General features: G+C 73.3%; 20 protein-coding genes and 1 tRNA gene. 6 read left to right on the top strand and 15 right to left on the bottom strand.

All coding sequences use genetic code 11. The annotated features are described in order from the left end of the window. Window positions 1-13: 13 nt before the first annotated feature. Genes JQN83_RS18640 through prmC form a run of 3 tightly spaced genes read right to left on the bottom strand, consistent with a single transcriptional unit; the run spans window position 14 to window position 2,160 of the window. The gene (locus tag JQN83_RS18640) at window positions 14-625 is read right to left on the bottom strand and encodes an arsenate reductase/protein-tyrosine-phosphatase family protein (protein ID WP_208568400.1); all 612 of its coding nucleotides are present in this window, start codon (window positions 623-625) and stop codon (window positions 14-16) included. Next, complete coding sequence (locus JQN83_RS18635) at window positions 626-1,270, bottom strand: L-threonylcarbamoyladenylate synthase (protein ID WP_208568501.1); 645 nt, start codon at window positions 1,268-1,270, stop codon at window positions 626-628. It lies immediately after the preceding gene. Further along, window positions 1,270-2,160: a peptide chain release factor N(5)-glutamine methyltransferase gene (prmC, locus tag JQN83_RS18630; protein ID WP_372444067.1), complete on the bottom strand. Its 891-nt coding sequence runs from the start codon at window positions 2,158-2,160 to the stop codon at window positions 1,270-1,272. Before prmC ends, JQN83_RS18635 begins: the two co-directional genes overlap by 1 nt. A 132-nt stretch (window positions 2,161-2,292) precedes the next feature. On the opposite strand from prmC, the gene JQN83_RS18625 reads away from it, so the two are divergent. Beyond that, window positions 2,293-3,837, top strand: coding sequence for a GGDEF domain-containing protein (locus JQN83_RS18625; RefSeq protein WP_208568398.1), 1,545 nt, complete (start codon window positions 2,293-2,295; stop codon window positions 3,835-3,837). A 77-nt stretch (window positions 3,838-3,914) separates the two neighbouring features. On the opposite strand, the gene prfA is transcribed toward JQN83_RS18625, so the two are convergent. The 4 genes from prfA to thrB all read right to left on the bottom strand — a co-directional run bounded on the left by prfA (window position 3,915) and on the right by thrB (window position 9,303). Continuing rightward, window positions 3,915-5,003, bottom strand: a complete 1,089-nt coding sequence (gene prfA, locus JQN83_RS18620) for a peptide chain release factor 1 (protein ID WP_208568397.1) — start codon at window positions 5,001-5,003, stop codon at window positions 3,915-3,917. Window positions 5,004-5,117: 114 nt separating this feature from the next. Then, entirely contained in the window at window positions 5,118-5,342 is a 225-nt protein-coding gene (gene rpmE, locus JQN83_RS18615) for a 50S ribosomal protein L31 (protein WP_208568396.1), read from the bottom strand. A 513-nt stretch (window positions 5,343-5,855) separates the two neighbouring features. Then, on the bottom strand, window positions 5,856-8,063 hold the full coding sequence (gene rho, locus JQN83_RS18610; RefSeq protein WP_208568395.1) for a transcription termination factor Rho: 2,208 nt from the start codon (window positions 8,061-8,063) through the stop codon (window positions 5,856-5,858). 295 nt (window positions 8,064-8,358) lie between these two features. Further along, complete coding sequence (gene thrB, locus JQN83_RS18605) at window positions 8,359-9,303, bottom strand: homoserine kinase (protein ID WP_208568394.1); 945 nt, start codon at window positions 9,301-9,303, stop codon at window positions 8,359-8,361. Between the two features lie 108 nt (window positions 9,304-9,411). Between thrB and JQN83_RS18600 the strand changes: the two genes are divergently transcribed. Beyond that, window positions 9,412-9,990, top strand: a complete 579-nt coding sequence (locus JQN83_RS18600) for a hypothetical protein (protein ID WP_208568393.1) — start codon at window positions 9,412-9,414, stop codon at window positions 9,988-9,990. A gap of 12 nt (window positions 9,991-10,002) precedes the next feature. On the opposite strand, the gene JQN83_RS18595 is transcribed toward JQN83_RS18600, so the two are convergent. The 7 genes from JQN83_RS18595 to argS form a co-directional block, all read right to left on the bottom strand. Beyond that, the gene (locus JQN83_RS18595) at window positions 10,003-11,247 is read right to left on the bottom strand and encodes an MFS transporter (RefSeq protein WP_208568392.1); all 1,245 of its coding nucleotides are present in this window, start codon (window positions 11,245-11,247) and stop codon (window positions 10,003-10,005) included. A gap of 11 nt (window positions 11,248-11,258) precedes the next feature. Next, entirely contained in the window at window positions 11,259-12,101 is an 843-nt protein-coding gene (locus tag JQN83_RS18590) for a polysaccharide deacetylase family protein (protein ID WP_307799424.1), read from the bottom strand. A gap of 231 nt (window positions 12,102-12,332) precedes the next feature. After that, the gene (locus tag JQN83_RS18585) at window positions 12,333-15,605 is read right to left on the bottom strand and encodes an efflux RND transporter permease subunit (RefSeq protein WP_208568390.1); all 3,273 of its coding nucleotides are present in this window, start codon (window positions 15,603-15,605) and stop codon (window positions 12,333-12,335) included. A gap of 147 nt (window positions 15,606-15,752) precedes the next feature. Then, the gene (gene thrC / locus JQN83_RS18580; RefSeq protein ID WP_208568389.1) at window positions 15,753-16,802 is read right to left on the bottom strand and encodes a threonine synthase; all 1,050 of its coding nucleotides are present in this window, start codon (window positions 16,800-16,802) and stop codon (window positions 15,753-15,755) included. 114 nt (window positions 16,803-16,916) lie between these two features. After that, window positions 16,917-18,230: a homoserine dehydrogenase gene (locus tag JQN83_RS18575; RefSeq protein ID WP_208568500.1), complete on the bottom strand. Its 1,314-nt coding sequence runs from the start codon at window positions 18,228-18,230 to the stop codon at window positions 16,917-16,919. An 8-nt stretch (window positions 18,231-18,238) separates the two neighbouring features. Continuing rightward, the gene (gene lysA / locus JQN83_RS18570) at window positions 18,239-19,624 is read right to left on the bottom strand and encodes a diaminopimelate decarboxylase (protein WP_208568388.1); all 1,386 of its coding nucleotides are present in this window, start codon (window positions 19,622-19,624) and stop codon (window positions 18,239-18,241) included. A gap of 5 nt (window positions 19,625-19,629) precedes the next feature. Continuing rightward, on the bottom strand, window positions 19,630-21,294 hold the full coding sequence (gene argS / locus JQN83_RS18565) for an arginine--tRNA ligase (protein WP_208568387.1): 1,665 nt from the start codon (window positions 21,292-21,294) through the stop codon (window positions 19,630-19,632). A gap of 98 nt (window positions 21,295-21,392) precedes the next feature. On the opposite strand from argS, the gene JQN83_RS18560 reads away from it, so the two are divergent. The 4 genes from JQN83_RS18560 to JQN83_RS18545 all read left to right on the top strand — a co-directional run bounded on the left by JQN83_RS18560 (window position 21,393) and on the right by JQN83_RS18545 (window position 24,195). After that, window positions 21,393-22,208, top strand: a complete 816-nt coding sequence (locus JQN83_RS18560) for a thioredoxin-like domain-containing protein (protein ID WP_208568386.1) — start codon at window positions 21,393-21,395, stop codon at window positions 22,206-22,208. A gap of 10 nt (window positions 22,209-22,218) precedes the next feature. Further along, window positions 22,219-22,887 carry a DUF305 domain-containing protein gene (locus JQN83_RS18555; RefSeq protein WP_208568385.1) on the top strand — a complete coding sequence of 223 codons (669 nt, stop codon included), beginning with the start codon at window positions 22,219-22,221 and terminating at the stop codon, window positions 22,885-22,887. A gap of 313 nt (window positions 22,888-23,200) precedes the next feature. Further along, window positions 23,201-23,896 (top strand): winged helix-turn-helix domain-containing protein, encoded by a 696-nt coding sequence (locus tag JQN83_RS18550; protein ID WP_208568499.1) that lies wholly within the window; start codon window positions 23,201-23,203, stop codon window positions 23,894-23,896. A 227-nt stretch (window positions 23,897-24,123) separates the two neighbouring features. Beyond that, window positions 24,124-24,195 (top strand) — tRNA-Arg (locus JQN83_RS18545). 266 nt (window positions 24,196-24,461) lie between these two features. Here the strand turns inward: JQN83_RS18545 and ligD are convergent. Next, a complete protein-coding gene (gene ligD, locus JQN83_RS18540; protein WP_208568384.1) occupies window positions 24,462-25,421 on the bottom strand; it encodes a non-homologous end-joining DNA ligase in 960 nt (319 codons plus the stop codon). Between the last annotated feature and the right edge of the window lie 335 nt (window positions 25,422-25,756).

The following is a 25,756-nucleotide window of genomic DNA, read 5'->3' as shown; positions in this document are numbered from 1 at the left end:
CGCAGCGAGAAGATCAGGGCAGCAGTGCCGAGGCGAGCGGGTGCACCGTCTCCTCGATCTCGTCGGCCACCCGGCTGAAGCACTGGTCACCCCGGCCCCACGGATCGTCCAGGTCGTCGGAGTGCAACGAGGCCGCCCCCTGCCGGGCCGCGTCGACCGCCGCCGCCAGGGCCACCCCCCGGGCGTACACGGCGTCCGGGGTGGCCTGGGCCGATGGCAGGGCGGCCACCTCCACCGTGGCGAGCAGCCGGCCGAACTCCCCCAGCACGAAGGTGCGACCGGCCGCGTCCGGGCGCAACGCCACCACGTACTCCTGCTGGTCGGCGGTGGCGGTGAGGACGAGGTCGGCGGCGTCGATCAGGTCGGAACGCAGCTTGCGGGCGGCGAACCCGTCCACGTCACCACCGCGGCCCAGCACCTGCCGGGCGGCGGGCGGGTTCATCTCCTCCCCCGCGTGCCAGCCGCCGGTGCCGGCGCTGTGGCTGTGCAGCAACGCGTCCGAGCCGGCCGGGTCGACGCCGAGCCGGCCCAACCGCTCGCGGACGGCGAGCACCAGCAACCGCTCGGCCATCGGGGACCGGCAGATGTTGCCCATGCAGACGTGCAGGACGGTGAACGGCGGCACTCAGGCTCCCCGCTCGTCGAGGATGTCCGGCGCCACGTCACGGAGCTGGTCCAGGTTGATCGCGCCGACCCGGAGCAGCCGGGGCACCTCGGCGGTCAGGTCGACGATGGTGCTCGGCACCGGATCGGGGCACTCCCCGGCCTCCAGATAGACCCGCACCGAGTAGCTGAGCTGGTCGCGGGCCTGCTCGGCGGTCAGTGCCGCCGGCTGGCCCACCTTGTTGGCCGAGGCCACCGCCATCGGGCCGGTCTCCCGCAGCACCTCCAGCGCCACCGGGTGCAACGGCATCCGCACCGCGACCGTCCCGCTGGCGTCGCCCAGGTCCCAGGCGAGGCTCGGCGAGTGCTCCACCACGATGGTCAGCGCCCCCGGCCAGAACGCCTCGACCAGGTCACGGGCCGCCTTGGGCAGCGAGAAGACCAGGCCGTCGAGGGTGTGCCGGGAACCGATCAACACCGGCGGCGCCGCCTGGCTGCCGCCCCGGGCATCGGAGAGGGCCTTCACCGCGTACGGGGTGAACGCGTCCGCGCCGATCCCGTAGACCGTGTCGGTGGGCAGAACGACCAGCTCGCCGTTCTTGACCGCCTCGATCGCCGCGGCGACACCGCGGTCCCGGTCGGCGGGCGACCGACAGTCGTAGAGCATCACGAGGAGCCAGTCTGCCACGCCGACGCCCGGACGGCGTGCGGGCCGTCCGACCGGCGGGACGCGGTGGCGAACCGGGCCCGCCCGGCCAGGTCCCGGTGGGCCCGCACCGCCGCGTACCGGCCGTCGGCGGTGAGCAGCGCCGGCACCGCCGCGCCGTGCGTGTCGTCGTGCTCGACGCCCAGCTCACCCCCGGGTCGCAGCAGTTCGGCCGCCCGGCGCAGCACCGGCCGCAACACCGTCAACCCGTCCGCCCCGCCGAACACCGCCTCGTCCGGGTCGTAGCCGGCGACCTCCGGCGGGACCGCCACCGCACGCGGCACGTACGGCGGGTTGCACAGCAGCACGTCCACCGCGCCGACCAGGTCGGCGAGCAGCCCCGCACCGGTGACGTCGGCCACCACCACCTCGACCGGCCGGTCCCCGGCGGCGGCCCGCTCGGCGGCGTTGCGGCGCAGCCAGCCCAACGCGGCCGGGGACCGCTCCACCGCCACCACCCGGGCCGCCGGCACCTCCTGGGCCACCGCCAGCGCGATCGCCCCCGAACCGCTGCACAGGTCGACCACCACCGGGGCGTCCCGGGTCAGCGCCCGCTCGATCCCCCAGCCCGCCAGCAGCTCCGTCTCCGGGCGGGGCACGAAGACCCCCGGCCCGACCGCCAGCTCCAGGTGCCGGAAACCGGCCCGGCCGGTCAGGTGCTGCAACGGCTCACGGTCGGCCCGCCGGGCCACCAGCGCCTCGTAGCGGGTCCGCTGGGCGTGGGTGAAGCCGTCGGACAGCACGAGCCGCCCCCGGGGCACCTCCAGCACGTACGCGGCGAGCTGCTCCGCCTCGGCGCGGGCCGACGCCACCCCGGCGGCGGCGAGGGTACGGGCGGCTCGGGCCACCACGGGCGAAGTCCGCTCGCGTTCTGTCCCTTCGGACGGGTGGCGCGGGAGTGAGGTCACGCCATAATCATGAGGCGTCGTCGGCCGCGCCACGAGTGGGTGCGGCCGGGCGCACACCGACGGGAGGTTCGCCAGGTGGGGTGGCTCGACCGGGTCGATGACCAGGTTGACGCCCTGACCCATGCCCGCGACCTCCAGGAGGCCAGCCGCTCGGCCGAGGCGGTCGGGGTCCTCGACCGGGTGCTGCGCACCACCGCCGACCCGTACACGAAGGCCGACGCGCTGGTGCAGCGGCTCTGCGCGCTGATCAACCTCGGCCGGACGGCCGAGTTCACCCGGGCCATCGAGGAGGCGTCCGGGGCCGTGCGGGACCTCCCCGAGCCCTACCTGCACGGGCACCTCAACGCGCTGGCCGCGTTGGCCGCGCACCACCAGGGCGCCCTGGACCGCTGCGTCATGCACCTGGTCCGGGCCTCGCGGGCGCTCAAGGCGGCGGAGGACCGGGACCGGGACACCGCCTGGGGCTGGCACGACCTGGCGATGGCCTACTCCTACCTGAGCTTCCACGGTCACGCGTTGGGCGCGATCGAACGGGCCCGCCAGCACGGTGCCGCCGCCGGCATCCCCGAGGAGACCTTCGCCGCCCCGGGCATCCGGCTGCGCAACGCCGTCGCCCTGGACCACAACGGGGACAGCGACGGCTGCCTGCGGGTGCTCCGCGACATCGCGGCCGACCTGGCGCGGTTCGTCGCCGACGGCCGGGCCGACCGGCTGCGCCCGAGCAGCCTCGCCGCGTACGGCTACGCGGCGGTCCGCCGGGCGGCGCTCGGCGATCCGGTGCCGGTCGGCCCGGAGCCGGCCCGACTGCTCGACCACAGCGGGGACAGCGCCCGGGCCCGGGACATGCGGCAACTCGGCCATGTCTGCCTGGCGGTCGCCGACGGACGCCCGATCGAGGCGATCACCCGACTGGACTCGGCCCGGGTGTCGGCCGAGACGCTCGGCGCGGCGGAACCGTCCCGGCTGCGCAGCATCGCCTTCTCCCGGGCCGGTGACCACGCCGCCGCGCACCGCGCCGACCGGATGGCGTTCCGGCTGGCCGGGCAGCGCAACGACCGGCTGCGGGACGTCTACATCGACGGCATCGCGTTGCGCATCGACCACGAGGAGATGCGCCGGGAGGCGGCCCGCTACGAGGGTGAGGCGCTGACCGACCCGCTCACCGGGCTGCCCAACCGGCGTCAGTTGGAGCGGCACATCGCCTCGGTGGTGTCCCGGGGCGAGCGGGTGGTGATCGGCGTCTGCGACCTGGACGGCTTCAAGGCGGTCAACACCCACCACGGCCACCACTCCGGCGACCTGGTGCTGCAACGCATCGCCGGGGTGATCAACCGGGTGATGCGCCGGGGCGACTTCGTGGCCCGCTACGGCGGCGACGAGTTCGTGGTGGTGCTCTCCGGGGCCGGCATGGCCGAGGCCGCCGAGGTGACCCGCCGGATCGACGCGGCCGTGCGCACCGAGGACTGGGAGTCGCTGGTGCCCGGCACTCCGGTCGGGTTGAGCATCGGCTTCGCCGAGGTCAGCGGCACCGGGACCGCGCTACGCGACGCCCTCGGCGCCGCGTTCGAGATCGCCGACCGGGAGATGCTGCGGGCCAAGAACCGCACCCGCGCCTCCTGACCGCGCCGGGGACGGCCCGGGTGACCCGGCCCGGTAACGGCGGGCCCGGTGCCGGGCCCGCCGGTGGCGGGGCGCGGTCAGCGGCGGGTCAGCTCGGTGTCGCCGGCCAGCCGGGCGGCCCGGTCGGCCTCGGTGAGGGCGTCGAGGACCCCGTCCAGTTCCCCGGCGAGCGCCAGGTCGAGGTTGTACGCCGTGTAGCCGATCCGGTGGTCGGTGATCCGGTTCTGCGGGAAGTTGTAGGTGCGGATCCGCTCCGAACGGTCCACGGTGCGCACCTGCGCCCGGCGGGCGTCCGAGGCGGCGGCGTCGGCCTGTTCCTGGGCCACCGCCAGCAACCGGGCCCGCAGGATGCGCATCGCCTGCTCCCGGTTCTGCAGTTGGGACTTCTCGTTCTGGCAGGAGACCACCACCCCGGTCGGCAGGTGGGTGATCCGTACCGCCGAGTCGGTGGTGTTCACCGACTGGCCGCCCGGCCCGGACGAGCGGAACACGTCGATGCGCAGCTCGTTGGGGTCGATGGTGACGTCGACGTCCTCGGCCTCGGGCAGCACCAGGACGCCGGCCGCGCTGGTGTGGATGCGGCCCTGCGACTCGGTGACCGGGACCCGCTGGACCCGGTGCACGCCACCCTCCCACTTCAGCCGGGACCAGACGCCGTTGCCGCCGTCCGGGACCCCCTTGGTCTTGATCGCCAACGAGACGTCCTTGACCCCGCCGAGGTCGGAGTCCTGCGCGTCGATCACCTCGGTCAGCCACCCGTGCCGCTCGGCGTAGCGGGTGTACATCCGCAGCAGGTCCCCGGCGAACAGCGCGGACTCCTCGCCGCCCTCGCCGGCCTTGATCTCGATGATCACGTCCTTGGCGTCGTGCGGGTCCCGGGGGATCAGCAGCTCGGCCAGCCGCTCCTCCAGTGCCGGCAGGGTCGCCGCGATGGAGTCCGCCTCATCGGCGAACGCCGGGTCCTCGGCTGCCAGCTCCCGGGCCGCGACCAGGTCGGCGCGGGTCTGCGCCAGCTCGTCGGCGGCCTTGTGCAGCGGCACCAGCGCGGCGTAACGACGACCGACCCGACGGGCGGTGTTCTGGTCGGCGTGGATGGCCGGGTCGGCCAGCCGCTTCTCCAGCTCGGCGTACTCGTCGAGGAGGGCGGCCAGGCGCTCGCTGCTCATGTGGGGGGCTCCTTCGACGGATCCGGTGCAGAGGGAAGGCTGAGGCGAAAAGTAGGACGTAACGGACGACGCCCGCGTCCGGCACGGGGCCGGACACGGGCGTCGTCGGTGGAGCTACTTGGCCTTCTTCGCCTGAATCTTGGCGTACTTCTGCTGGAACTTGGCGACCCGGCCGGCGGTGTCGAGGACGCGCTGCTTGCCGGTGTAGAACGGGTGGCAGGCGCTGCAGGTCTCGACCGAGATCGAACCGCCCTTGGCGGTGCTGCGGGTCGTGAAGGAGTTGCCGCAGGAGCACTTGACCTCGGTCGTCGTGTACTCCGGGTGGATGTTGGGCTTCATGTCGCCTCGGTCCTTTCGTCAGGTGGTCGCCGGGTCGCCGCTGATCCCCCGTCGCCTGGTGCGCGACGGACTCGGGCGTGAACCGGAACCGGTGGCCGATTGACCAGTGTGCCATGGGCGTGAGCCGACCCGACGGGCGGGCCACACGATCGGTCCGGCAGTCGTAACGCCGGCCCACCACCCGGCATTCCCGCTGCTCGCGCCCACCATTCCTGCCCCGGCGCACCGACCGGCCGGGCGGGCTCCTCCCCCAGGTTCAGGAGCCCGCCCGGCCGGACGCCGGGCGGCGTACGCCTCCCCAGGTCTGCGCCGCCCTCCGGTGGCCGGCCCGGCCGGATCGGCCGGGAACCGCACCTCCAGTCAACCCGGCGGCGCACACAACTTTCAAGAGCTGCCAGGTCTGCCGAAAGAAAAGTCCACCGACGGGGATTCCCACCTACAGGACTCCGGGGGTACGACGAAGGGCACGACCGGAGCGGCCGTGCCCTTCGTCGTGGTCTCACCCGGGAGGGGTCACTCCCCCGGCGTCGACTTGGCGATCTGCATCAGGAACTCGATGTTGGTGCGGGACTGCTTGAGCCGGTCGAGCAGCAGGTCCAGCGCCGCCTGCGAGTCCAGCGAGTGCAGGACCTTGCGGAGCTTGTGGATGATGGCCAGCTCCTCCGGCGCGAGCAGGATCTCCTCCTTGCGGGTACCCGAGGAACTGACGTCCACCGCCGGGAAGGTCCGCTTGTCGGCGATCTTCCGGTCCAGCTTCAGCTCCGCGTTGCCGGTGCCCTTGAACTCCTCGAAGATGACCGTGTCCGCCATCGATCCGGTCTCCACCAGCGCGGTGGCGAGAATGGTCAGCGATCCGCCGTTCTCGATGTTGCGGGCCGCACCCAGGAAGCGCTTCGGCGGGTAGAGCGCGGTGGAGTCGATACCACCGGACATGATCCGCCCGGAGGCCGGCGCCGCCAGGTTGTACGACCGGCCGAGCCGGGTCACCGAGTCGAGCAGCACGACCACGTCGTGCCCCAGCTCGACCAGGCGCTTGGCCCGCTCGATCGCCAACTCCGCCACCGTGGTGTGGTCCTGCGGCGGACGGTCGAACGTGGCCGCGATGACCTCGCCCTTCACCGAACGCTGCATGTCGGTGACCTCTTCGGGCCGCTCGTCGACCAGCACCACCATCAGGTGGCACTCCGGGTTGTTGTGGGTGATCGCGTTCGCGATCGCCTGGAGCACCATCGTCTTACCGGCCTTGGGCGGCGACACGATCAGCGCCCGCTGCCCCTTGCCCAACGGCATGACCAGGTCGATCACCCGGGTGGTCAGGATGTGCGGCTCGGTCTCCAGCCGCAACCGCTCCTGCGGGTAGAGCGGGGTCAGCTTGTAGAACTCGGGACGACGCCTCGCCTCGTCCGGCTCCATGCCGTTGATGGTGTCCAACCGGACCAGCGGGTTGTACTTGTCCCGCCGCTGGTCACCGCTGGCGCTGCTGTCCCGGGTGGCCCGGACGGCTCCCGTGATCGCGTCACCCCGGCGCAGACCGTACTTCTTGATCTGCGACATGGAGACGTACACGTCGTTCGGGCCGGCCAGGTAGCCGGTGGTCCGGACGAAGGCGTAGTTGTCGAGCACGTCGATGATCCCGGCCACCGGGACCAGCACCTCGTCCTCACCGACCTGCGGCTCACGGCTGCCGCCGCCGTTGTCATTGCCGCCCTCGACCCGGTCGCCCCGGCCACGCCGGCGGTCCCGGAACCGGCTGCGCCGACCCCGCCGGCCACCGCCCTCGTCGTCATCCGAGTCGTCGCGGTTGTCGCGCTGACCACGCTCGCCCGAGCGGTCGCCCCGGTCGTTGCGGTCGGACCGCTCGCCCCGGTCGCCCCGGTCGTTGCGGTCACCCCGGTCGGACCGCTCGTTGCCGCCGCGCTCGGCCCGCTCGCCACGGTCGCCGCCCGTCCGCTCGGCCCGGTCGTTGCCGGTCCGCTCGGCCCGGTCGTTGCCGGTCCGCTCGGCCCGGTCGTTGCCGGTCCGCTCGACCCGGTCGTTACCGGCCCGCTCGCCACGGTCGTTACCGGTACGGCCGGCGCGGTCGTTGTCCGTCCGCTCGACCCGGTCGCTGCCGGCCCGCTCACCACGGTCGCTGCCGGCCCGCTCGCCACGGTCGTTACCGGTCCGCTCGGCCCGGTCCACGCCGGTCCGCTCGCCACGGTCCCGACCGCTGCGTCCCTCGGCCCGCTCGGGACGCTCGCCGGCCTCGACCGGTGCCTCCTCGGTACGGGTCTCGACGGGTCGGGCCTCGGCGGCCCGTGGCTCGGCGGCCGGCCGGGCCTCCGCGGTGCTGGCCCGGCTGCGCCGGGTCCGGGTCCGACCCTCGGTCTCACCGGTGGCGGCAGGGGTCGCCGACGCCGGCTCGGTGGCCCGCTCCGGGGTGGTCACCTCGGCGCGCACCTCCTCCCGGACGGGGGCAGCCGCAGCAGCAACCTCGGCCCGCGGTCGAGGGGTGCCGGTCGCGGCGCCGCCCTGCTGCCGCTCGGAGATCGCGCTGATCAGCTCGCCCTTGCGCATGCGGGCGGTCCCGGAGATGCCGAGCGACGCGGCCAGGCTCTGCAGCTCCGGCAGCAGCATCGCCGACAGGCCGGTGCCGCTGCGCCGACGGCGGGCGGGGGCGGCGGTGGTGGCATCGCCAGCGACGTTGGAAACATCCGACGTCACGTCGGTGGTGTCGCTCAATGGAATCCTTCCCTCGATAGGCCGGGACTGCCCGGGATCGACAAGCAAGGTGGCCGGGCGGCCTCGGTGCACCCGCCTCGCATGACGCGTCGCGGGAGTCTGTGGCACAGCAGCCGGGCGGTTTCCCAACTCACCAACGTCGGTGAGCAGGTCTCGCCGTCTGCGGCGACCTGCGGAAACTGCGGTGCGGCGTGGGCCTTTGGCAGGGGTGGCGGGCTGACCGCCGAGAGCTTCGGGGTGCGCCGACCCGCAGAGAGATCGCGTGCTTCGCGGCTGTGCTGAGTCTAGAGCGTAATCAACTCTTCCGACCTGCGGCAACAGGGCCCCGCTCGGCGTGTCCCAGTCTACCCCGTACGACCGTCGCTCCGCGCGCCTCTACCGGCAACCGCCAGACTTCCCATTCTGTTCCCTCGGTGAACCCCGCGGGCGGCTCGGTGAACGCCAGCACGGTGGGGCCCGCCCCACTGACCACAGCCGCCACACCAGCCGCTCGCAACGCACTGACCAGGGCAGCCGTCTGCGGCATTCCCGGCGCGCGGTAATCCTGGTGCAGCCGGTCGACGGTGGCCGGCAGCAGCAACGTCGGCTCGGCGGTCACCGCGTGCACCAGCAACGCCGACCGGCCCGCGTTCAGCGCCGCGTCCCCGTGCGGGACGGTCGACGGGAGGGCCGCCCGTGCGGTGGCCGTCAGACCCCGCTGCGCCGGTACGAAGACCGTGGGGCGGACCCCGGCCGCCACCGGCAGCGAGACCGCCCGGCCGCCACCCGGCTCGGTCCAGGCGATGGTGAACCCGCCGAGCAGGCAGGGCGCGACATTGTCCGGATGGCCCTCGATCTCGGCGGCCAGCCGCAGCACGGCGTCGTCGTCGAGCCGCTGCGCGCCGTCGGTGACCAGCGCCCGGGCCAGCAGCACCCCGGCCACGATCGCCGCCGAGGAAGACCCCAGGCCCCGTGCCTGCGGGATCCGGTTGACGCACTCCAGCGCCAGCCCGGGCGGCTGCCCACCGAGCAGGTCGAAGGCGGCCCGCATGGCGACCACCACCAGGTGCCGGTCGTCCTGCGGCAGCTCACCGGCCCCCTCACCGGTCACCGCCACCCGGACGTCGGTCGAGGTCACCTCGGCGGACACGTCGTCGTACAGGGCGAGGGCGAGCCCGAGGGCGTCGAACCCGGGGCCCAGGTTGGCGCTGGTCGCGGGCACCCGCACCCGCACCGGCCCGGAGGCGAAAGTCGTCGGCACCGGCTCATGCTAGGGCCCGGGGCCGACGACGCACCCGCTCGCCCGGCCGGTGGGACTGGATCGGCTCGGTTAGCCTGACGCCGATCTATCAGCCGCTCAGGAGGCGACGTGGGAATGTTCGGTTACCGGATCACGCAGTTGGTGGGGCACCTTCCCGTGCTGGTCACGCTGCTCGTCGTCCTGGTGCTCGCCGCCACCGCCCGCCGCCGGCTGCCCGGCCGGGCCCGGTCGTTGCTGATCGCCGGGGCCGCTGTCCTGCTGCTGGTGGAGCTGTTCAACACCGCCTGGGTGGTGGCCCTGCCCGAGCTGATCCGGGCCCGGGTCCGCTCCGGCGGGATGCGGCAGTTCGAGCTGATGAACCTCGCCGCCAGCACGGTCAGCTGGATCGGCTACCCGATCGGCCTGGGCCTCGTCGTCGCCGCCGTGTTCGCCGGCCGCGCCGCGAGCCACGCCCCCGGCCAACCGTGGGGCGCCTGGACGCCCCCGGCCGGATCCGCCGCCGGCCAGCCGTCCGGCTTCGCCGCCGGCCACCCGGGCACCGGCCACCCAGGCCACGGCCACCCGGCCTCCGGACACCCAGCCACCGGCCAACCGGGCCCCGGCCCCGTGGTGCCGGGCCAGGCCGCCCCCTGGGGCGGGAGCGACCGGCCGCCGGCCGCACCGCCACAGGGCGACCGGGTCGACTGAGCCGCCCGAGGGTCAGCGGGCGGCCAGCGGGTCCGGGCCGGCGGCCGGGTCGGTGAGCGAGAGCCGGCGGGTGGCGATCCGCCAGCCCACCGCGTACACGACGGTGACCAGGCCGCAGCCGGCCAGCACCACCCGCTCGTCCACCAGGTCGACCACGCCGGCCACCACCAGCTGACTGACCGAGATCGCCAGGGTCGCGAGCATCATGTCGGTGGCGAACACCCGGCCGCGCAGCCGGTCGGGCACCTCGCCCTGGAGGGCGAAGTTCGACAGCACCCAGTTGCTGCCGCCACCGAAGTGGGCCACGAAGACCAGCAGCAGCACCAACGGGAACCAGCTCGCCACCGCCGCGCCCAGGTAGGCCAACCCGTACAGCGACATCGACAGGGCCAGGCCGGGCAACAGCCAGGCCCGGTTGGTCAGCACCCGGCTCATCAGGATCGGCCCGACCAGCGCCCCCGCCCCGCGCGCGGCGAAGAGCAGCCCGGTGCCGACCGGCCCCACCCCGTAGACGGCGGCCAGCAGCGGAAAGACCGTCAGCACACCGTTGCCCAGGCCCACCGCCGACTTCACCGTGACCAGCGCCAGCACCCGGGGCCGGTGCCGGATGTGACCCAGCGCCTCGCGGATCGCCACCCAGGTGCGCGGCGTCGACCGGTCGGCCTCCCGGGGCGCCTGCAACGGCCGGCGGATCAGCGCCGCCAGGCCCGCCGCCAGCACCAGGCCGACCGCACCCACCCAGAAGCAGGCGTACGGCCCGACCACCGCGCTCAACACGCCACCGAGGGACGCGCCGACCACCGTCATCGTCCCCCAGGCGGACCCGGCGATGGCGTTGCCGGCCGCCAGGTCGGCCGGGTCGACGACGTTGGGCAGGGCGGCCTGCGCGGCGGGCGAGTAGAACGCCTTGCCGACCGCCACCGCCGCGATCGCCACCATGGCCAACCAGGCCGTGCCGGCGTCACGCACCCCGAGCAGCAGCAGCACGCCGAGCAGGGTCACGCCGTTCGCGGCCATCATGACCTTGCGGCGGTCGAACCGGTCGGCGATGGTCCCGGTGTACGGCAGCAGCAGCGCCAGCACGCCGGTGTCCAGGGCCAGCACCAGGGCGCCCCACACGCCGCTGCCGGTCAACTGCGGCAGCAGCACCAGCAGCGGCACCATGACGAACCAGTCGGCGCCGAAGACCACCAGCTCGGCCAGGAAGAGGTTGCGGAAGTCCCGGTTGCGGACGAGTACGGAGAGCGGAGAGGACACGTGCCCGCACCCTACCCGCCGGCTCGCGGCCCGCTCGTTCGGCTCAGCAACTGGGAGACCGTGACGAAGGTGTAGCCCCGGGCCCGCAGACCGGTGATCATCGCGTCCAGGCCCCGCACCGCCACCTGCCGGTTCTCCGGACCCGCGTCGTGGGCCAGCAGGATCGTGCCCGGCACGACGTCCGCCACGATCCGCCGGGCGTGTCCGGCCGGGTCGTCCGGGAACTCACCCTCCACCATCTGCAACGACCAGAGCACGACCCGGTAGTCCAGGCGTACGGCGGCGTGCAGCACCCCGCCGCCCAGGTGCCCGTACGGCGGGCGGGTCAACCGGGGTGCCACCCCGGCGGCCTCGGCGATGGCGTCGTGCGACCGGCGCAGGTCGTCGTGCACCTCGGCGGCGGCCAGCCGCGCCAGGTCCCGGTGCCGCCAGCTGTGGTTGCCCACCTCGTGCCGGGCCAGCCGCCCCCGGATCAGGTCGGCGTGCCGGCGGACCCGCGCGCCGACCAGGAAGAAGGTCGCCGGCACCGCGTGCCGCTCCAGGGTGTCCAGCACGGTCGGCGTCCACCGCGGCAGGGGTCCGTCGTCGAAGGTGAGGGCCACCAGCCGTTCGGTGGTGGGGGCGTGCCACACCACCTGGAGCCCCCCCGCACCGACGTCCTGGCGTCGGTTGCCGACGGTGGCGCTGGCCGGACCGCCGGACAGCGGCAGGTGCCGGTCGGCGAGCGACGCCCCCTGTGACATGCCGACGGCGCCCAGCGTGATCCCCCCGGCCAGCAGCGCCCCGCCGCCCAGCACCCGCCGTCGGCCCCACCGCCCGCCACCCGGGCCGGTCGTCTCGCCCCCGTCCCGCACCATCACCGACGGTGGAGAGACGATGACCGAAGGTAGGTGACCACAGGGTGACCGTACCCCCAGGTCGGCGCGCTGTCCCGGGCCCGACACGACGCGCCCCCGGCCGGTGGTCCCGGGCCGGGGGCGCGTGGTGGGGCGACGGTCGTGCCGGGCCTGACCCGGCGCGCTGGTGCGTCGTGGCGTGTCCACCGCGCCACGACCCGGCTGACGGCCGCGATGCGGTGGACGGGGCTACTCGGTCGGCGGCAGCGGCGAGCGGCGGCTCTTCGGCAGCCGCAGCACCTCGAACTGGTCGGTGCCGTCCACCAGGGCCGCCGACGGGGCCGGCCGGGCCGGCGCTTCGGCGGCTGCCTCGGCGGCCGGGGCACCCACCGGCGCCGGCACCTCGGCGTCCGGCTCCGCGGGCGTCCCGGCGGGTCCACCCTCGTCGGAGGTGCGCCCCCGCCGGCCGGCCCGCCGCTCCCGCAGCGACTCCTTGGTGCGCTCCACCATCGTGTAGAAGGTCGGCACCAGGACCAGGGTGAGCAGGGTGGAGCTGAGCAGGCCACCGATCACCACCACGGCGAGCGGCTGGGAGATGAAGCCGCCCTCCCCGGTGAGCCCGAACGCCATCGGCAGCAACGCGAAGATGGTGGCCACCGCGGTCATCAGGATCGGCCGCAACCGGCGTCGGCCGCCCTCGACCACCGCCTCGCTGACGCTCATCCCCTGCCCCCGGTACTGGTTGACCAGGTCCAGCAGCACGATCGCGTTGGTCACCACGATGCCGACCAGCATGAGCACGCCGATCAGCGCCGGCACGCCCAGCGGGGTCCCGGTGACCAGCAGCAGGCCGATCGCACCGGTCGCCGCGAACGGGATGGAGATCAGCAGGATCAGCGCCTGGACGATGCTCCGGAACGTCGCCACCATGATCAGGAAGACGATCGCGATCGCCGCCAGCACGGCCAGGCCCAGGTCACCGAAGGCGTCCTCCTGCTGGGCGCTGGCCCCGCCCACGGTGATCGTCGCCCCCGGCACGTCCAGCTCGTCCAGCCGCTGCTTCAGCTCGGTCGTGGTCGCACCGAGGTTGGAGCCGGTGGCCGTGCCGGTCACCGACACGCTGCGCTCACCGTCGATCCGGGTGACCTGCTGCGGCCCCTCGCCCCGGGTGACGTCGGCGATGTCGTCCAACTTCACCGGGCCCACCGGCAGCGCCCGCAACTGCTCCTCGGTCAACGGCGGGGTGGCCGTGGTCCGCAGCACCACGTCCTGCTGGCCGCCGTCGAGCGTCACCCGGCCCAGCGGACTGCCCCGGTACGCCTGCGACACCAACTGCCCGACCGCCGCCTCACTCAGCCCCACCCGGGCCGCGGCCAACCGGTCGACCCTGACGTCGACCCGGGGCACCCGGTCGGCCAGGCTGGTGGCGACGTCCTCGACCCCCGAGATGCCCGCCATGGCGCCCCGGACCTGGTCGGCGGCCCGGTTCAGGGTGTCGGTGTCGGCGGCCTGGACGACCACCTCCAACTGGTTGCCCGAGGTGCCCCCCTGCCCGTTGTCGAAGCTCAGCTCGCCGGCTGCGGCACCGAGCCCGTCGAACTCCCGGCGCAGGACCTGCTTCATCTCCTTGGCGTCGGTGTCGCCACCGAGCGCCACCGACCAGCGGGCGGTGTTGTTGCCTCCGCCCGCCAGCCACGGCTGGTCGTTGCCGCCCGCGCTCACCTGGTAGGTCTCGACCCCGTCGGTACGCGCCAGCACCCCCTCCACCAGGCGGGCCGCCTGGTCGGTGGCGGCCAGTCCCGAGCCGGCCGGCAGCTTCTGGCTGATGCTCAGGGTGTCCTGGCCGGAGTCGTCGAGGAAGTTGGTCTCCAACTTCTGGGCCAGCCCGAAGGTGCCGAACAGCAGCAGGATGCCCACCGCCACGGTGATCCACCGGGTCCCGCGGGACCGGGTGGCGAACCCGATCACCGGCAGGTACGCCCGTTGCAACGGGCTACGCAGCTCCTTGGCCTCCGCGGCGCGGCGTACCGCCTCGTCCGCACCGTCGCGCGGCGGCTTGAGGAACCAGTACGCCAGCACCGGGATCACCGTCAGCGACACCAGCAGCGAGGCGAGCAGGGCCACCGTCACGGTGATCGCGAACGGCGCGAAGAGCTGCCCGACGAAGCCACCCACCAGGGCGATCGGCGCGAACACCGCGACCGTGGTGAGCGTCGACGCGGTGACCGCCCCGGCCACCTCACGGACGGCGGCGACGATCGCGTCCCGTTTCGGTTCGCCGTACTCCAGATGGCGTTTGATGTTCTCCAACACCACGATCGAGTCGTCGACCACCCGCCCGACCGCGATCGTCAGCGCGCCCAGGGTGAGCAGGTTGAGCGAGTAGTCACCGACCCAGAGGGCGAGCAGCGCCACCACCACCGACAGCGGGATGGAGACCGCGGTGACCAGGGTGGACCGGACCGACAGCAGGAAGACCAGGATCACCACGACCGCCATCAGCAGGCCGAGCAGCCCCTCCGTGGTCAGGCTCTCGATCGACTTCTCCACGAACGGGGCCTGGTCGAACACGATGGTCAACTCGGCGCCGGAGGCGGACCGCAGGTCGTCCAGCCGGTCCCGGATGTCGTGCGAGATCCGTACGGCGTTGCCGTCCTGCGCGGCCGTGACCTGGACGCCGATGCTCTCCTTGCCGTTGGTACGGGTGATCGCGGTGGCCGGGGCGAGCTGCTGCTCGACGGTCGCCACGTCACCGAGGCGGACCGGGACGGCCTTCGGCGCGGTTGGGGTGAGCGCGATGCCCCGCAACTCGTCGAGGGTGGTGACCGGGGCCCCCACCTGCACCGGCAGCGCGGTGGTGCCGTCGACGACCGCACCGGCCGGGACGGCGATGCCGTTGGTCTTGAGCGCGGTGGCGATGGCGGTCGGGCTCAGCTTCGCGGCGGCGAACTTCGCCGGGTCCGGGACGATCGTCACGACCTGGTCGCGGGTGCCGGTGACGGCGACCGTACGGACCCCGTCGATGCCCTCCAGCTCGGGCACCACCGTGTCGCGCAGCTTGGCGGCGAGCGCCTGCTCGTCGCCGCCGCCGGTGGCGGCCAGCACCACGGCCGGCAGGTCGTCGGTGCTGCCGGTGATGACCTGCGGGTCCACGTCGTCGGGCAGTTGCGCGTCGACCCGGCTCAGCGCGGTCTGCATCTTGTTGGCCACGTCGTCGATGTCGGTGCCGAAGACGAACTCCACCGCGATCGTCGCCGACCCCTCCCGCGAGGTGGAGGTGACCTTCTCCAGCCCCGGGATGCTCTGGAGGCTGTTCTCGATCGGCTCGGTCACCTGCGCCTCGACGATCTCCGGCGAGGCGCCCGGGTAGACCGCGACGACGAAGGCGCCGGGGAACTCCAGCGACGGCAGCAGCTGCTGCTTGAGCGAGGGGACGGTGAACGCCCCGAACGCCGCGGTCACCACTGCGATCAGGGCGACGAGCCCCCGGTTGGCGAGGCTGGATCTGGCGAGCAGCGACATCGGCGTGGCTCACTCCTGGGAGAGGGGATGGGCGTGGGGAAAGTCTGCCCGACCCGGTATTCCCTACCCGTAACGGGGTGGTCACCGCCGGCCGGGGCGACGGGGGACGGCACGGTGCCCGGCACCGCCGCCCGCGGCGGGATCGGATCAGGCCAGGTCGAGCGAGCGGGCGGCGGTCAGGGCGTCGTTGGCGATGGTGATCGGGGCGGGTGCGGTGGAGATCGCCCACTCCGGGTCCTTCAGGCCGTGGCCGGTGACCGTGCAGACCACCGTCGCCCCGGCCGGCACCCGGCCCTCGGCCCCCTGCTGGAGCAGGCCCGCCACGCTGGCCGCGCTGCCCAGCTCGACGAAGACCCCCACCTCCCGGGCCAGCAGCCGGTAGGCGGCGAGGATCTCCCGGTCGGTCACGGCGGCGATCAGCCCCTGCGAGGCGTCCCGGGCGTCGAGCGCCTTGGTCCAGCTCGCCGGGTTGCCGATCCGGATGGCGGTGGCGATGGTCGACGGCTCCGGCACCACCTGACCGTTGACGATCGGGGCCGCCCCGGCGGCCTGGAAGCCGTACATCCTGGGGGCGCGGGTGGCGTTGCCGGCCCGCAGGTCCTCCGAGTAGCCCATCCAGTACGCGGAGATGTTGCCGGCGTTGCCGACCGGCAGGCAGTGGATGTCGGGGGCGTCGCCGAGCGCCTCGACGATCTCGAAGGCGGCCGTCTTCTGGCCGTGCAGCCGGTCCGGGTTCACCGAGTTGACCAGGGCGACCGGGAAGTCCTGGGCGAGCTTCGAGGCCAGCGCGAGACAGTCGTCGAAGTTGCCCTGTACCTGGAGCAGCTTGGCCCCGTGCACCAGCGCCTGGGCCAGCTTGCCCAGCGCGATCTTGCCCTGCGGCACCAGCACCGCGCAGGTGATCCCGGCCCGGGCCGCGTACGCGGCGGCGGAGGCGCTGGTGTTGCCGGTCGAGGCGCAGATGATCGCCTTGTCACCGGCCTCGACCGCCTTGGAGACGGCGACGGTCATGCCCCGGTCCTTGAACGAGCCGGTCGGGTTGGCCCCCTCGACCTTCAGGTAGACGTCCGCGCCGAGCCGGGCGGAGAGGGCCGGCGCGGGCAGCAGCGGGGTGTTCCCCTCGTGCAGGGTGACCACGGGCGTGGCGTCGGTGACCGGCAGCCGGTCCCGGTACGTCTCGATCAGGCCCCGCCACATGTCGCTCTCCTCGCCTCTGCCGCCCCGGTCGTGCCGGGGCCCCTGCCAGCCTGGACCAGCCTCGTCGATCTGTCCCCGGCACACCCACCGATAACCATCAGGCGAGACGCCGGGTCACGCGCCGCCCTCGACCCGCAGCACGCTGGCCACCGAGCGGACGATGTCCAGCCCGCGCAGCTCCCGTACCGTCGCGGCGAGCGCGGCGTCGGGGGCGACGTGGGTGACGATGACCAGGTCGGCGTCCTCACCACGGCCCGCCGGACCGCCCCCGGCCGGCCCCTGCCGGACGGTGGCGATGGACACGTCGTGCCGGGCGAACACCCCGGCCACCGCCTGGAGCACACCCGGCCGGTCGACCACGTCGAGACTGATGTGGTAGCGGGTCAGCGCCTCGCCCATCGGCCGGACCGCCAGGTCGGCGTAGGCGGACTCGCTGGCCGCGTACGCCCCGGCGAGCCGGTTGCGGGCCACCGCGACCACGTCGCCGAGGACCGCGCTGGCGGTCGGTGCGCCGCCCGCCCCACGGCCGTAGAACATCAGCTGCCCGGCCGCCTCGGCCTCGACGAAGACCGCGTTGAACGCGTCGCCGACGCTGGCCAGCGGGTGGGTCAGCGGGATCATCGCGGGGTGCACCCGGACGCTGACGGTCTCCCGGCCGGCCGCGTCGGTGCCCCGGGCGGCGATGCAGAGCAGTTTGATGGTGCAGCCCATCGCCTTGGCGCTGGCCATGTCGGCGACGGTCACCTCGGTGATGCCCTCGCGGTGCACGTCGGCGGCGGTGACCCGGGTGTGGAAGGCGAGCGAGGCCAGGATGGCGGCCTTCGCGGCGGCGTCGAAGCCCTCCACGTCGGCGGTCGGGTCGGCCTCGGCGTACCCCAGCTCGGTCGCCTCGTCCAGTGCCTCGGCGAAGCCGGCTCCGGTGGCGTCCATCGCGGAGAGGATGAAGTTGGTGGTGCCGTTGACGATGCCGGTGACCCGGTTGATCCGGTCGCCGTGCAGCGACTCGCGCAGCGGGCGCAGCAGCGGGATCGCCCCGGCGACGGACGCCTCGTAGTAGAGGTCGGCCCCGCCCTCGGCCGCCGCGTCGTGCAGGGCCGCGCCGTCCTCGGCGAGCAGCGCCTTGTTGGCGGTGACCACGCTCTTGCCGGCGCGCAGCGCCTCCACCAGCCAGCTCCGCGCCGGTTCGATGCCGCCGACCACCTCGACGACCACGTCCACGTCGTCGCGTTTGATCAGGCCGAGCGGGTCGGTGGTGAACAGCGCCGGGTCGACGGGGAGGTCACCCCGGTCCCGACCGACCCGGCGCACGGCGATGCCGGCGATCTCCAGCGGAGCACCGATCCGGGCGGCCAGGTCGGCGGCCTGCGTGTGCAACAGGCGGACCACCTCGCTACCGACCGTTCCGCAGCCGAGCAGGGCCAAGCGCACAGGTGACGTCATCCCACATCCAAAGCGAGCAGGTCTTCTTCGGTCTCCCGCCGCACGATCAGCCGGGCCTGGCCGTCACGCACCGCGACCACCGGGGGGCGGGGCACATGGTTGTAGTTGCTGGCCATGCTGCGGCAGTACGCTCCCGTGCCGGGAACGGCGACAAGATCTCCGGGCTGCACGTCGGCGGGCAGGAATTCATCCTTCACCACGATGTCCCCGGACTCACAATGCTTTCCCACCACGCGGGCCAGCAGCGGCTCGGCGGTCGAGGCCCGCCCGGCAAGCGTGGCCGAGTACGACGCGTCGTAGAGGGCGGTCCGGATGTTGTCGCTCATCCCGCCGTCCACGCTGACGTAGGTCCGCAGCCCGTCGACGTCCTTGACGGTGCCCACCTCGTAGAGGGTGAAGACGGCGGGCCCGACGATGGCCCGGCCCGGCTCGATCGACAGGTGCGGGACGCTCAGGTTCTCCGCCGCGCACTCCGAGTCGACGATCTTGCGGAGCCGCTTGGCCAGCTCGTCCGGGGTGGCCGGGTCGTCCTGGGTGGTGTACGCGATGCCGAAGCCGCCGCCCAGGTCCAGCTCGGGCAGTTCCACCCCCCGGGCGTCGCGGATCTGCGCCTGGAGGGCGAGCACCCGGCGGGCGGACACCTCGAAGCCACTGGTGTCGAAGATCTGCGAACCGATGTGCGAGTGCAGCCCGCGCAGGTCCAGCACACCCTCGTCGATGACCGTGAAGGCGGCTGCGGCGGCGGCCCCGCCGGCCAGCGAGAAACCGAACTTCTGGTCCTCGTGGGCGGTGGCGATGAACTCGTGGGTGTGCGCCTCCACGCCGACGGTGACCCGGATCAGCACGCCGGGGCGGACCCCGCGCTCCCGGGCCAGCGCGGTGAGCCGGTCGATCTCGGTGAACGAGTCGAGGATGATCCGCCCCACCCCGGCGTCCAGCGCCCGGGTCAGCTCGGCGACGGACTTGTTGTTGCCGTGGAAACCGATCCGCTCCGCCGGCATCCCGGCCGACAGCGCGGTGGCCAGCTCGCCGCCGGAGCAGACGTCCAGGTGCAGGCCCTCCTCGGCGATCATGCGGACCACCGCCCGGCACAGGAAGGCCTTGCCGGCGTAGTAGACGTCGACGTCGGGGAAGGCGGCCCGGAAGTCCCGGGCGCGCGAGCGCAGGTCGTCCTCGTCGAGGACGTACGCCGGGGTGCCGTACTCGGCGGCCAGCTCACGGACGTCGAGGCCCGCGACGGTCAGCGCACCGCCCGTGCCGCGCTCCACCTGACGCGGCCAGAGCTGCGGGACCAGGGCGTTGACGTCGGCCGGGGGACGCAGCCAGCCCGGCCCCCGGTCCCCGATGTCGCCGTGCATCGCACCGGCTTCGTGGGCACGCATCAGGGCTACATCCTCTCCGGGGCGGAGACACCGAGCAGGCGCAGCCCGTTGGCGATCACCGTACGGGTGGCGTCGTTGAGCCAGAGCCGGGCCCGGTGCAGGTCGGTGACCTCCTCGTCGCCGCGCGGCAGGATCCGGCAGTTGTCGTAGAACCGGTGGTACGCCCCGGCGAGGTCCTCCAGGTAGCGGGCCACCCGGTGCGGCTCGCGCAGCTCGGCGGCGGCGGCGACCACGGCGGGGAACTCGGCGAGCGCCTTGAGCAGCTCGTTCTCCTTGTCGTGGTCGAGCAGCTCGGGGTGGAACCCGGCCCCGTCGCCCCGACTCAGGCCGACCTCGGCGGCATTACGGCCGACGCTCGCCGTCCGGGCCGCGACGTACTGCACGTAGTAGACCGGGTTGTCGCGGGTGGCCCGGGTCCACAGCTCCACGTCGATGTCGATCGGCGAGTCGCTGGAGTAGCGGGCCAGCGCGTAGCGGGACGCGTCCACCCCGATCGCGTCGACCAGGTCCTCCAGGGTGACCACCGTGCCGGCGCGCTTGCTCATCCGCAGCGGGACGCCGTCGCGGACCAGGTTGACCAGCTGGCCGATGAGGATCTCCAGGTTGACCGCCGGGTCGTCGCCGAAACAGGCGGACATCGCCTTCATCCGCCCGATATAGCCGTGGTGGTCCGCGCCCAGCATGATCACGACCCGCTCGAAGCCGCGTTCCCGCTTGTCCAGGTAGTAGGCGCAGTCGGCGGCGAAGTAGGTCCACTCGCCGTTGGACTTGCGCAGCACCCGGTCCTTGTCGTCGCCGAAGTCGGTGGTGCGCAGCCAGGTCGCCCCGTCGGCCTCGTAGAGGTGACCCTGCGCGCGCAGCCGGTCCAGGGCGAGGTCCAGCTCACCCCGGTCGTGCAGGTCCTTCTCGTTGAAGTAGGTGTCGAACTCCACCCCGAAGCCGCGCAGCGAGGACCTGATCTCGGCGAACATCAGCGTCACGCCCTCGACCCGGAAAACCTCCTGGGCCTCGCCGTCGGGCAGGTCGAGCACGTCCGGCCGGACCGCCCGGACCTGCTCGGCGATCTCGGCGATGTACGCCCCGCCGTAGCCGTCCTCGGGGGCCGGCTCGCCCTTGGCCCCGCACAGCAGCGACCGGGCGAACCTGTCGATCTGCGACCCGGCGTCGTTGAAGTAGTACTCGGTGCCGACGTCGGCGCCGGTGGCCCGCAGCAGCCGGCTGAGCGCGTCGCCGACCGCCGCCCAGCGGACCCCGCCGATGTGCACCGGGCCGGTCGGGTTGGCCGAGACGAACTCCAGGTTGATCCGCTGCCCGGCGAGCCGGTCGCTGCGGCCGTACTCCTCGCCGGCCTCGACGATCACCCGGGCGAGCTGGCCGGCGGCGGCGGCGTCGAGCCGGATGTTGAGGAAGCCGGGGCCGGCGATCTCCACCGACTTGATCCCGGCCGCCCGGCCGAGCTGGTCGGCCAGCGCCGCCGCCAGCTCCCGGGGCGGGACGCCCACCTTCTTGCTGAGCTGGAGCGCCAGCGTCGAGGCGTAGTCGCCGTGGTCGGGATTACGCGGTCGTTCCACCGCCGTACGCGCCGGAAGCGCGGCGGGGTCGAGCCCACGCTCGGTGAAAACGGCGTGGGCTGCGGAGAGGACGACCTCGGCCAGTTCTGCGGGAGTCACCGAACCATGTTATCGGGGGTAGACTCGGGCACTCGGCGGCGACCCTGAGCGTCACCCGGCCCGCCAGATCCCCTGACCGACCGACCTGACGAGGCACGATGAGCATCAGCACCCCGGGCGGCCCTGAGCGCCGTCCGACCGTGGTCAGCACCGGTAAGAAGCCGGCGGCCGGCCGGCCCGCGGCCGTCGCCAAGCCCGGGGGCGGCAAGTCCGCGGGCGCGCCCCGGCAGACCTCGGGCGGCAAGGGCCCCCGCAAGCCGATCACGCCGGTGAAGGTGAGCCAGGGCCGCTCGTGGGGCCCGATCGCCCTGTTCGTCGCCGTGGGCGTGCTCGCCGTCTCGATCATCGGCTACGGCGCGTACGCGGCCTTCCAGGGTTCCAAGTCGTGGGAGCAGCGGGCCGCCGACATCGACGGCATCGTCGACTTCCGGGACAAGGACCCCAAGCTCGTCCAGGGCGGCCAGCACCAGCAGGGCGCGATCAAGTACGACGTCCTCCCGCCGGTGGCCGGCCCGCACAACCCGGCCTGGCAGAACTGCATGGGTGACGTCTACGACGCCCCGATCGCCAACGAGCACGCGGTGCACAGCCTGGAGCACGGCACGGTCTGGATCACCTACCGCCCCGACCTGCCGGCCGATCAGGTCAGCAAGCTCCGCAGCAAGACGCAGGGCGTGGAGAAGGTCATGCTCAGCCCGTTCGAGGGGCTGGACAAGCCGATCTCGCTCCAGGCGTGGGGCTACCAGCTCAAGGTCGACAACGCCGACGACAGCCGGATCGACGAGTTCATCAAGACGCTGCGGGTGAACGCCTCGGTCGAGGGTCCGAACGCCAACTGTGGCCAGGGCATCACGGCCACCGGCACGGCCCCGCGCGACAACGTCCCGCAGCAACAGCAGCAGCCCACCCAGTGAGGACGTGGCGATGACCGCTCCCGCGACGACCGACACACCGCCCGTCGAGCCCTCGGTCACCGGTTCCGGTGACCGGCGGCCCGCCGGCCGCTACGGCCTGCTCGCCCTGGCGGCCGCCGTCGTGGTCGGTCTCCTCCTCGGGTACGCCGGCGGTCTGCTGACCCCGACGTTGACCCGACCGGGTGACAGCTCGGCGGAGGCGGGCTTCGCCCGGGACATGACCACCCACCACGCCCAGGCGGTGGAGATGGGGCTGATCGCCTTCGACCGGGGCACCGACCCTGAGGTTCGCCAGATCGGCGGCGACATCGCCACCGGCCAGCAGGGCGAGATCGGCACCATGCAGACCTGGCTGCGGTCGTGGGGGCTCGACCCGACCGGCGACCAGCCCCGGATGGCCTGGATGCCGGACGGCACCGGCAAGATCGAAAACGGTCTGATGCCGGGCATGGCGACCCCGGAGGAGATGGCGAAGCTGCGCGTCGCCCAGGGGCGCGAGCTGGACGTCCTCTTCCTCCAGATGATGATCAAGCACCACCTCGGCGGCATCCACATGATCCAGGGCATCCTCGACGCCGGTGGCGACGACGACGTCCTCGCGGTGGCGCAGATCATGAAGAACACCCAGCAGACGGACCTGACCAACCTCCAGAACGCGCTGAAGCGACTGGGCGGCTGACCCGCCCGCCCTCCTGGGAGGCCCGCGTCCCGCTCCGGCGGACGCGGGCCTCCGCACGTCTCCGGCCTCCCCCACACCTGAGGGTCTCCGCCCGACTGGAACCCCCACGCACCTGTTGCACGTCTCGCCCCCGCATGCCCTCGGACTGCCGGCCTTCCCCGAAGCGTCAGCGGCCCGGGCCGCGCCGCATCCCCTACCGCCAGGGAGTTATGGGCGTTTTGGGTTTTTGGCGTGCCGCGCACCTTTGAAGACCTAAGAGACTTTTCTACCCACATATCGTGACCAGTTGTGATTCGTGCTCGTTGCGCAGGACGTGGGGGTTGCACTCAGAGACGCGCGGCGCTCGGTCACCAGTTGGTGCCGACGCCACACCATCGGCGGTGACGGAGCGGTGGCAGCCGCCCGTCGCGGACACCGGCAGGGCGAGTCGGGAGCGCTCAGCCGGGAACAGGAACTCGAACTGATCGACGTACTGCGAGGCGTCCACCCCGACGAGTTCGGGCTGGACGAGGAGCTGTGGACGCGGCAGAGCCTCGCCGCACTGATCCAACGCCGCTTCGACCTGACGATCGACGCCGGCACGGTCGGGGCGTACCTGCGGGCCTGGGGGTTGGGCCCCCGGGAGCCGCGCGAACGGGCCTGCGGGCTCTGCGTCGGCGCGGTCGAACGTTGGGTACGCGGCGAGTACCCGGTCATCACCCGGGCCGCCCAGGAACACGACGCGGAGGTCTACTGGATCGGCCGGGTACGCCTGCGGGGCACCATGCCCGCCGCCGAGGTGATCTCGGCGGTGTCGTCCCGGGGGCGGGTCCGGTTCATGGTCACCACGCCCAGCGTGGACCCACCGCTGCCCCGCGACTTCGTGTTCCGGCTCAGCGGCGCCGACCAGCACCCGGTGCACCTGATCGTGGACGGCTCCTGGCCCCGGAACGAATGGCCCCGCCGGCTCCCCCGGCGCATCGCCCTGCACCCGCTGCCCAGCTGCGGACGCACCCTGGCCGCTGCCTGACCAGCTCGCTCCGGCCGCCGGTGACGGCTCACCTGCCGGCGGCGCGTCCCACCACCAACGGTGACGGCTCGCCCCACCACCGGCAGTGACGCTCCGCCCGCCACCAATGGCGGTCGGGGTGGCTCCGCGGCGTCACGATCATGCAGGTCAGCGGACAGCACCGGGGGGGTGCCGGGTGGCGATTCGGTGATCCGGAAGGGGGTTTGCTACTCTTCTCAGGTCGCTGAGCCCCCGTAGCTCAGGGGATAGAGCACCGCCCTCCGGAGGCGGGGGCGCAGGTTCGAATCCTGCCGGGGGCACACTTGCTAAGAAAGCCAAGACCAGCACACGAAGGCCGCCGACCAGGGTAAACCCGATCAGTGGCCTTCGTCGTATCTCCGGCCAGGTCCGGCCGTCAGCGGCCGTGGCGGGCGTCTGTGCCACCGCGCTGACCGACTCAATGTCGCCCTCGTGCCGTTGTCACGGCTCGGCGATGCCGCCATACCGGCCCACGAGAGTCGGTCACCGCCGGGCCGGGCAGGCAGCCACGGGAACCGATCACCGCCCATCCTGGGCAGGCGGCGGGTCAGGGGGTTTCGCGGCGGGCTCTGGCCCGGCGTTTCCCCTCGTGCATGGCCTGCACCCGGGGCACCGGGATGGTGCGGCCCTCGGCGACCAGGTCGGCCGGGAGCCGCTGCGGTGCGGGCATCGCCTCGGCCCACGGGTCGCGGTCACCGAGCAGCGCGGGGACCGTCCGCACGGTGAAGTCCCCGGGGCTGATCGTGTCGAGGTCGTCCCAGCCCACCGGGAACGACACCGGCAGCCCGGGGCGCAGCCGGGGGCTGTACGCGGCCACCACGGTCGCCCCGCCGGCCCGGGTCGGATCGACGAAGACCCGACCGCCCCGGTCCTCCCGGATGAAGGCGGTGGTGGCGGACTCCGGGTCGAGGCGCTCGGTGTGTACGGCGAGCGCCCGGGTGGCGGCGGCCACCTCCTCGGCGGTGGTGTCCGGGTGCACCGGGACGAAGATGTGCAGCCCTTTGGCGCCGCTGGTCTTCACCGCCCCGGCCAGTCCGACGTCGGCCAGCGCCCGGCGGACCGCCCCGGCGACCCGGGCCACCGCCGCGAAGGCGTCCCCCTCGGGTGGGTCGAGGTCGAGCACGAGATGGGTGGGCTGCTCGGGCCGGGTCGCGGTGACCAGCGCCGGGTGGTACTCGATCGCCCGCTGGTTGGCGAACCAGAGCAGGGTGCGCCGGTCGTCGCAGAGCGCGTACGACACCTGGCGGTGCGAGGTCTCGGCCCAGATCGCGGTGCGGCGTACCCACTCGGGGGTGTATTTCGGCAGGTTCTTCTGCATGAACGGCTCCTGCCCGCGCAGCAGCCGGACCACCGACAGCGGCCGGTCGCGCAGGCCGGGCAGGATGTGGTCGTGCACGGTGTCCAGGTAGTCGACCAGGTCCCGCTTGGTCACCTCGTCACCGGCGAGCAGCAGCTGCTCCAGGTTGGTCAGGCCGACCCCGTCCCGCGTCTCCTGCGCCCCCGCCATCCGCCCACCCTCCCGGGCGCACGGCCCCGGCGCAACCCCGACACGGGTCGGCCACCGAACCCGTCACCGAGGGGTCGTCTGTGACCATGACACCGGTGGAAGGAGGCACCCCGTGCCCCAGGAACACGACGACGGCACCCCCGACGTGGAACAGGACGGCGACGGCTACACCGACGCCGAACAGGACAGCGGCGACAATGCCGACGCCGAGCAGGAGTCCGAGGCTGAACAGGACTCCGACGCCGAGCAGGACGAAACTGCGCAGGGCGGCGGCGGGCCCGACAGTCGGGAGCGGGGTGGCGCGGAGCGGGATGGTGCCGGGTGTGCCGGCGCGG

It is taken from the genome of Micromonospora antibiotica, assembly GCF_017599305.1.
Classification (GTDB): domain Bacteria; phylum Actinomycetota; class Actinomycetes; order Mycobacteriales; family Micromonosporaceae; genus Micromonospora; species Micromonospora antibiotica.
Note: the sequence above shows the minus strand (reverse complement) of the source record. Positions and strands in the feature narration are given on the sequence as shown.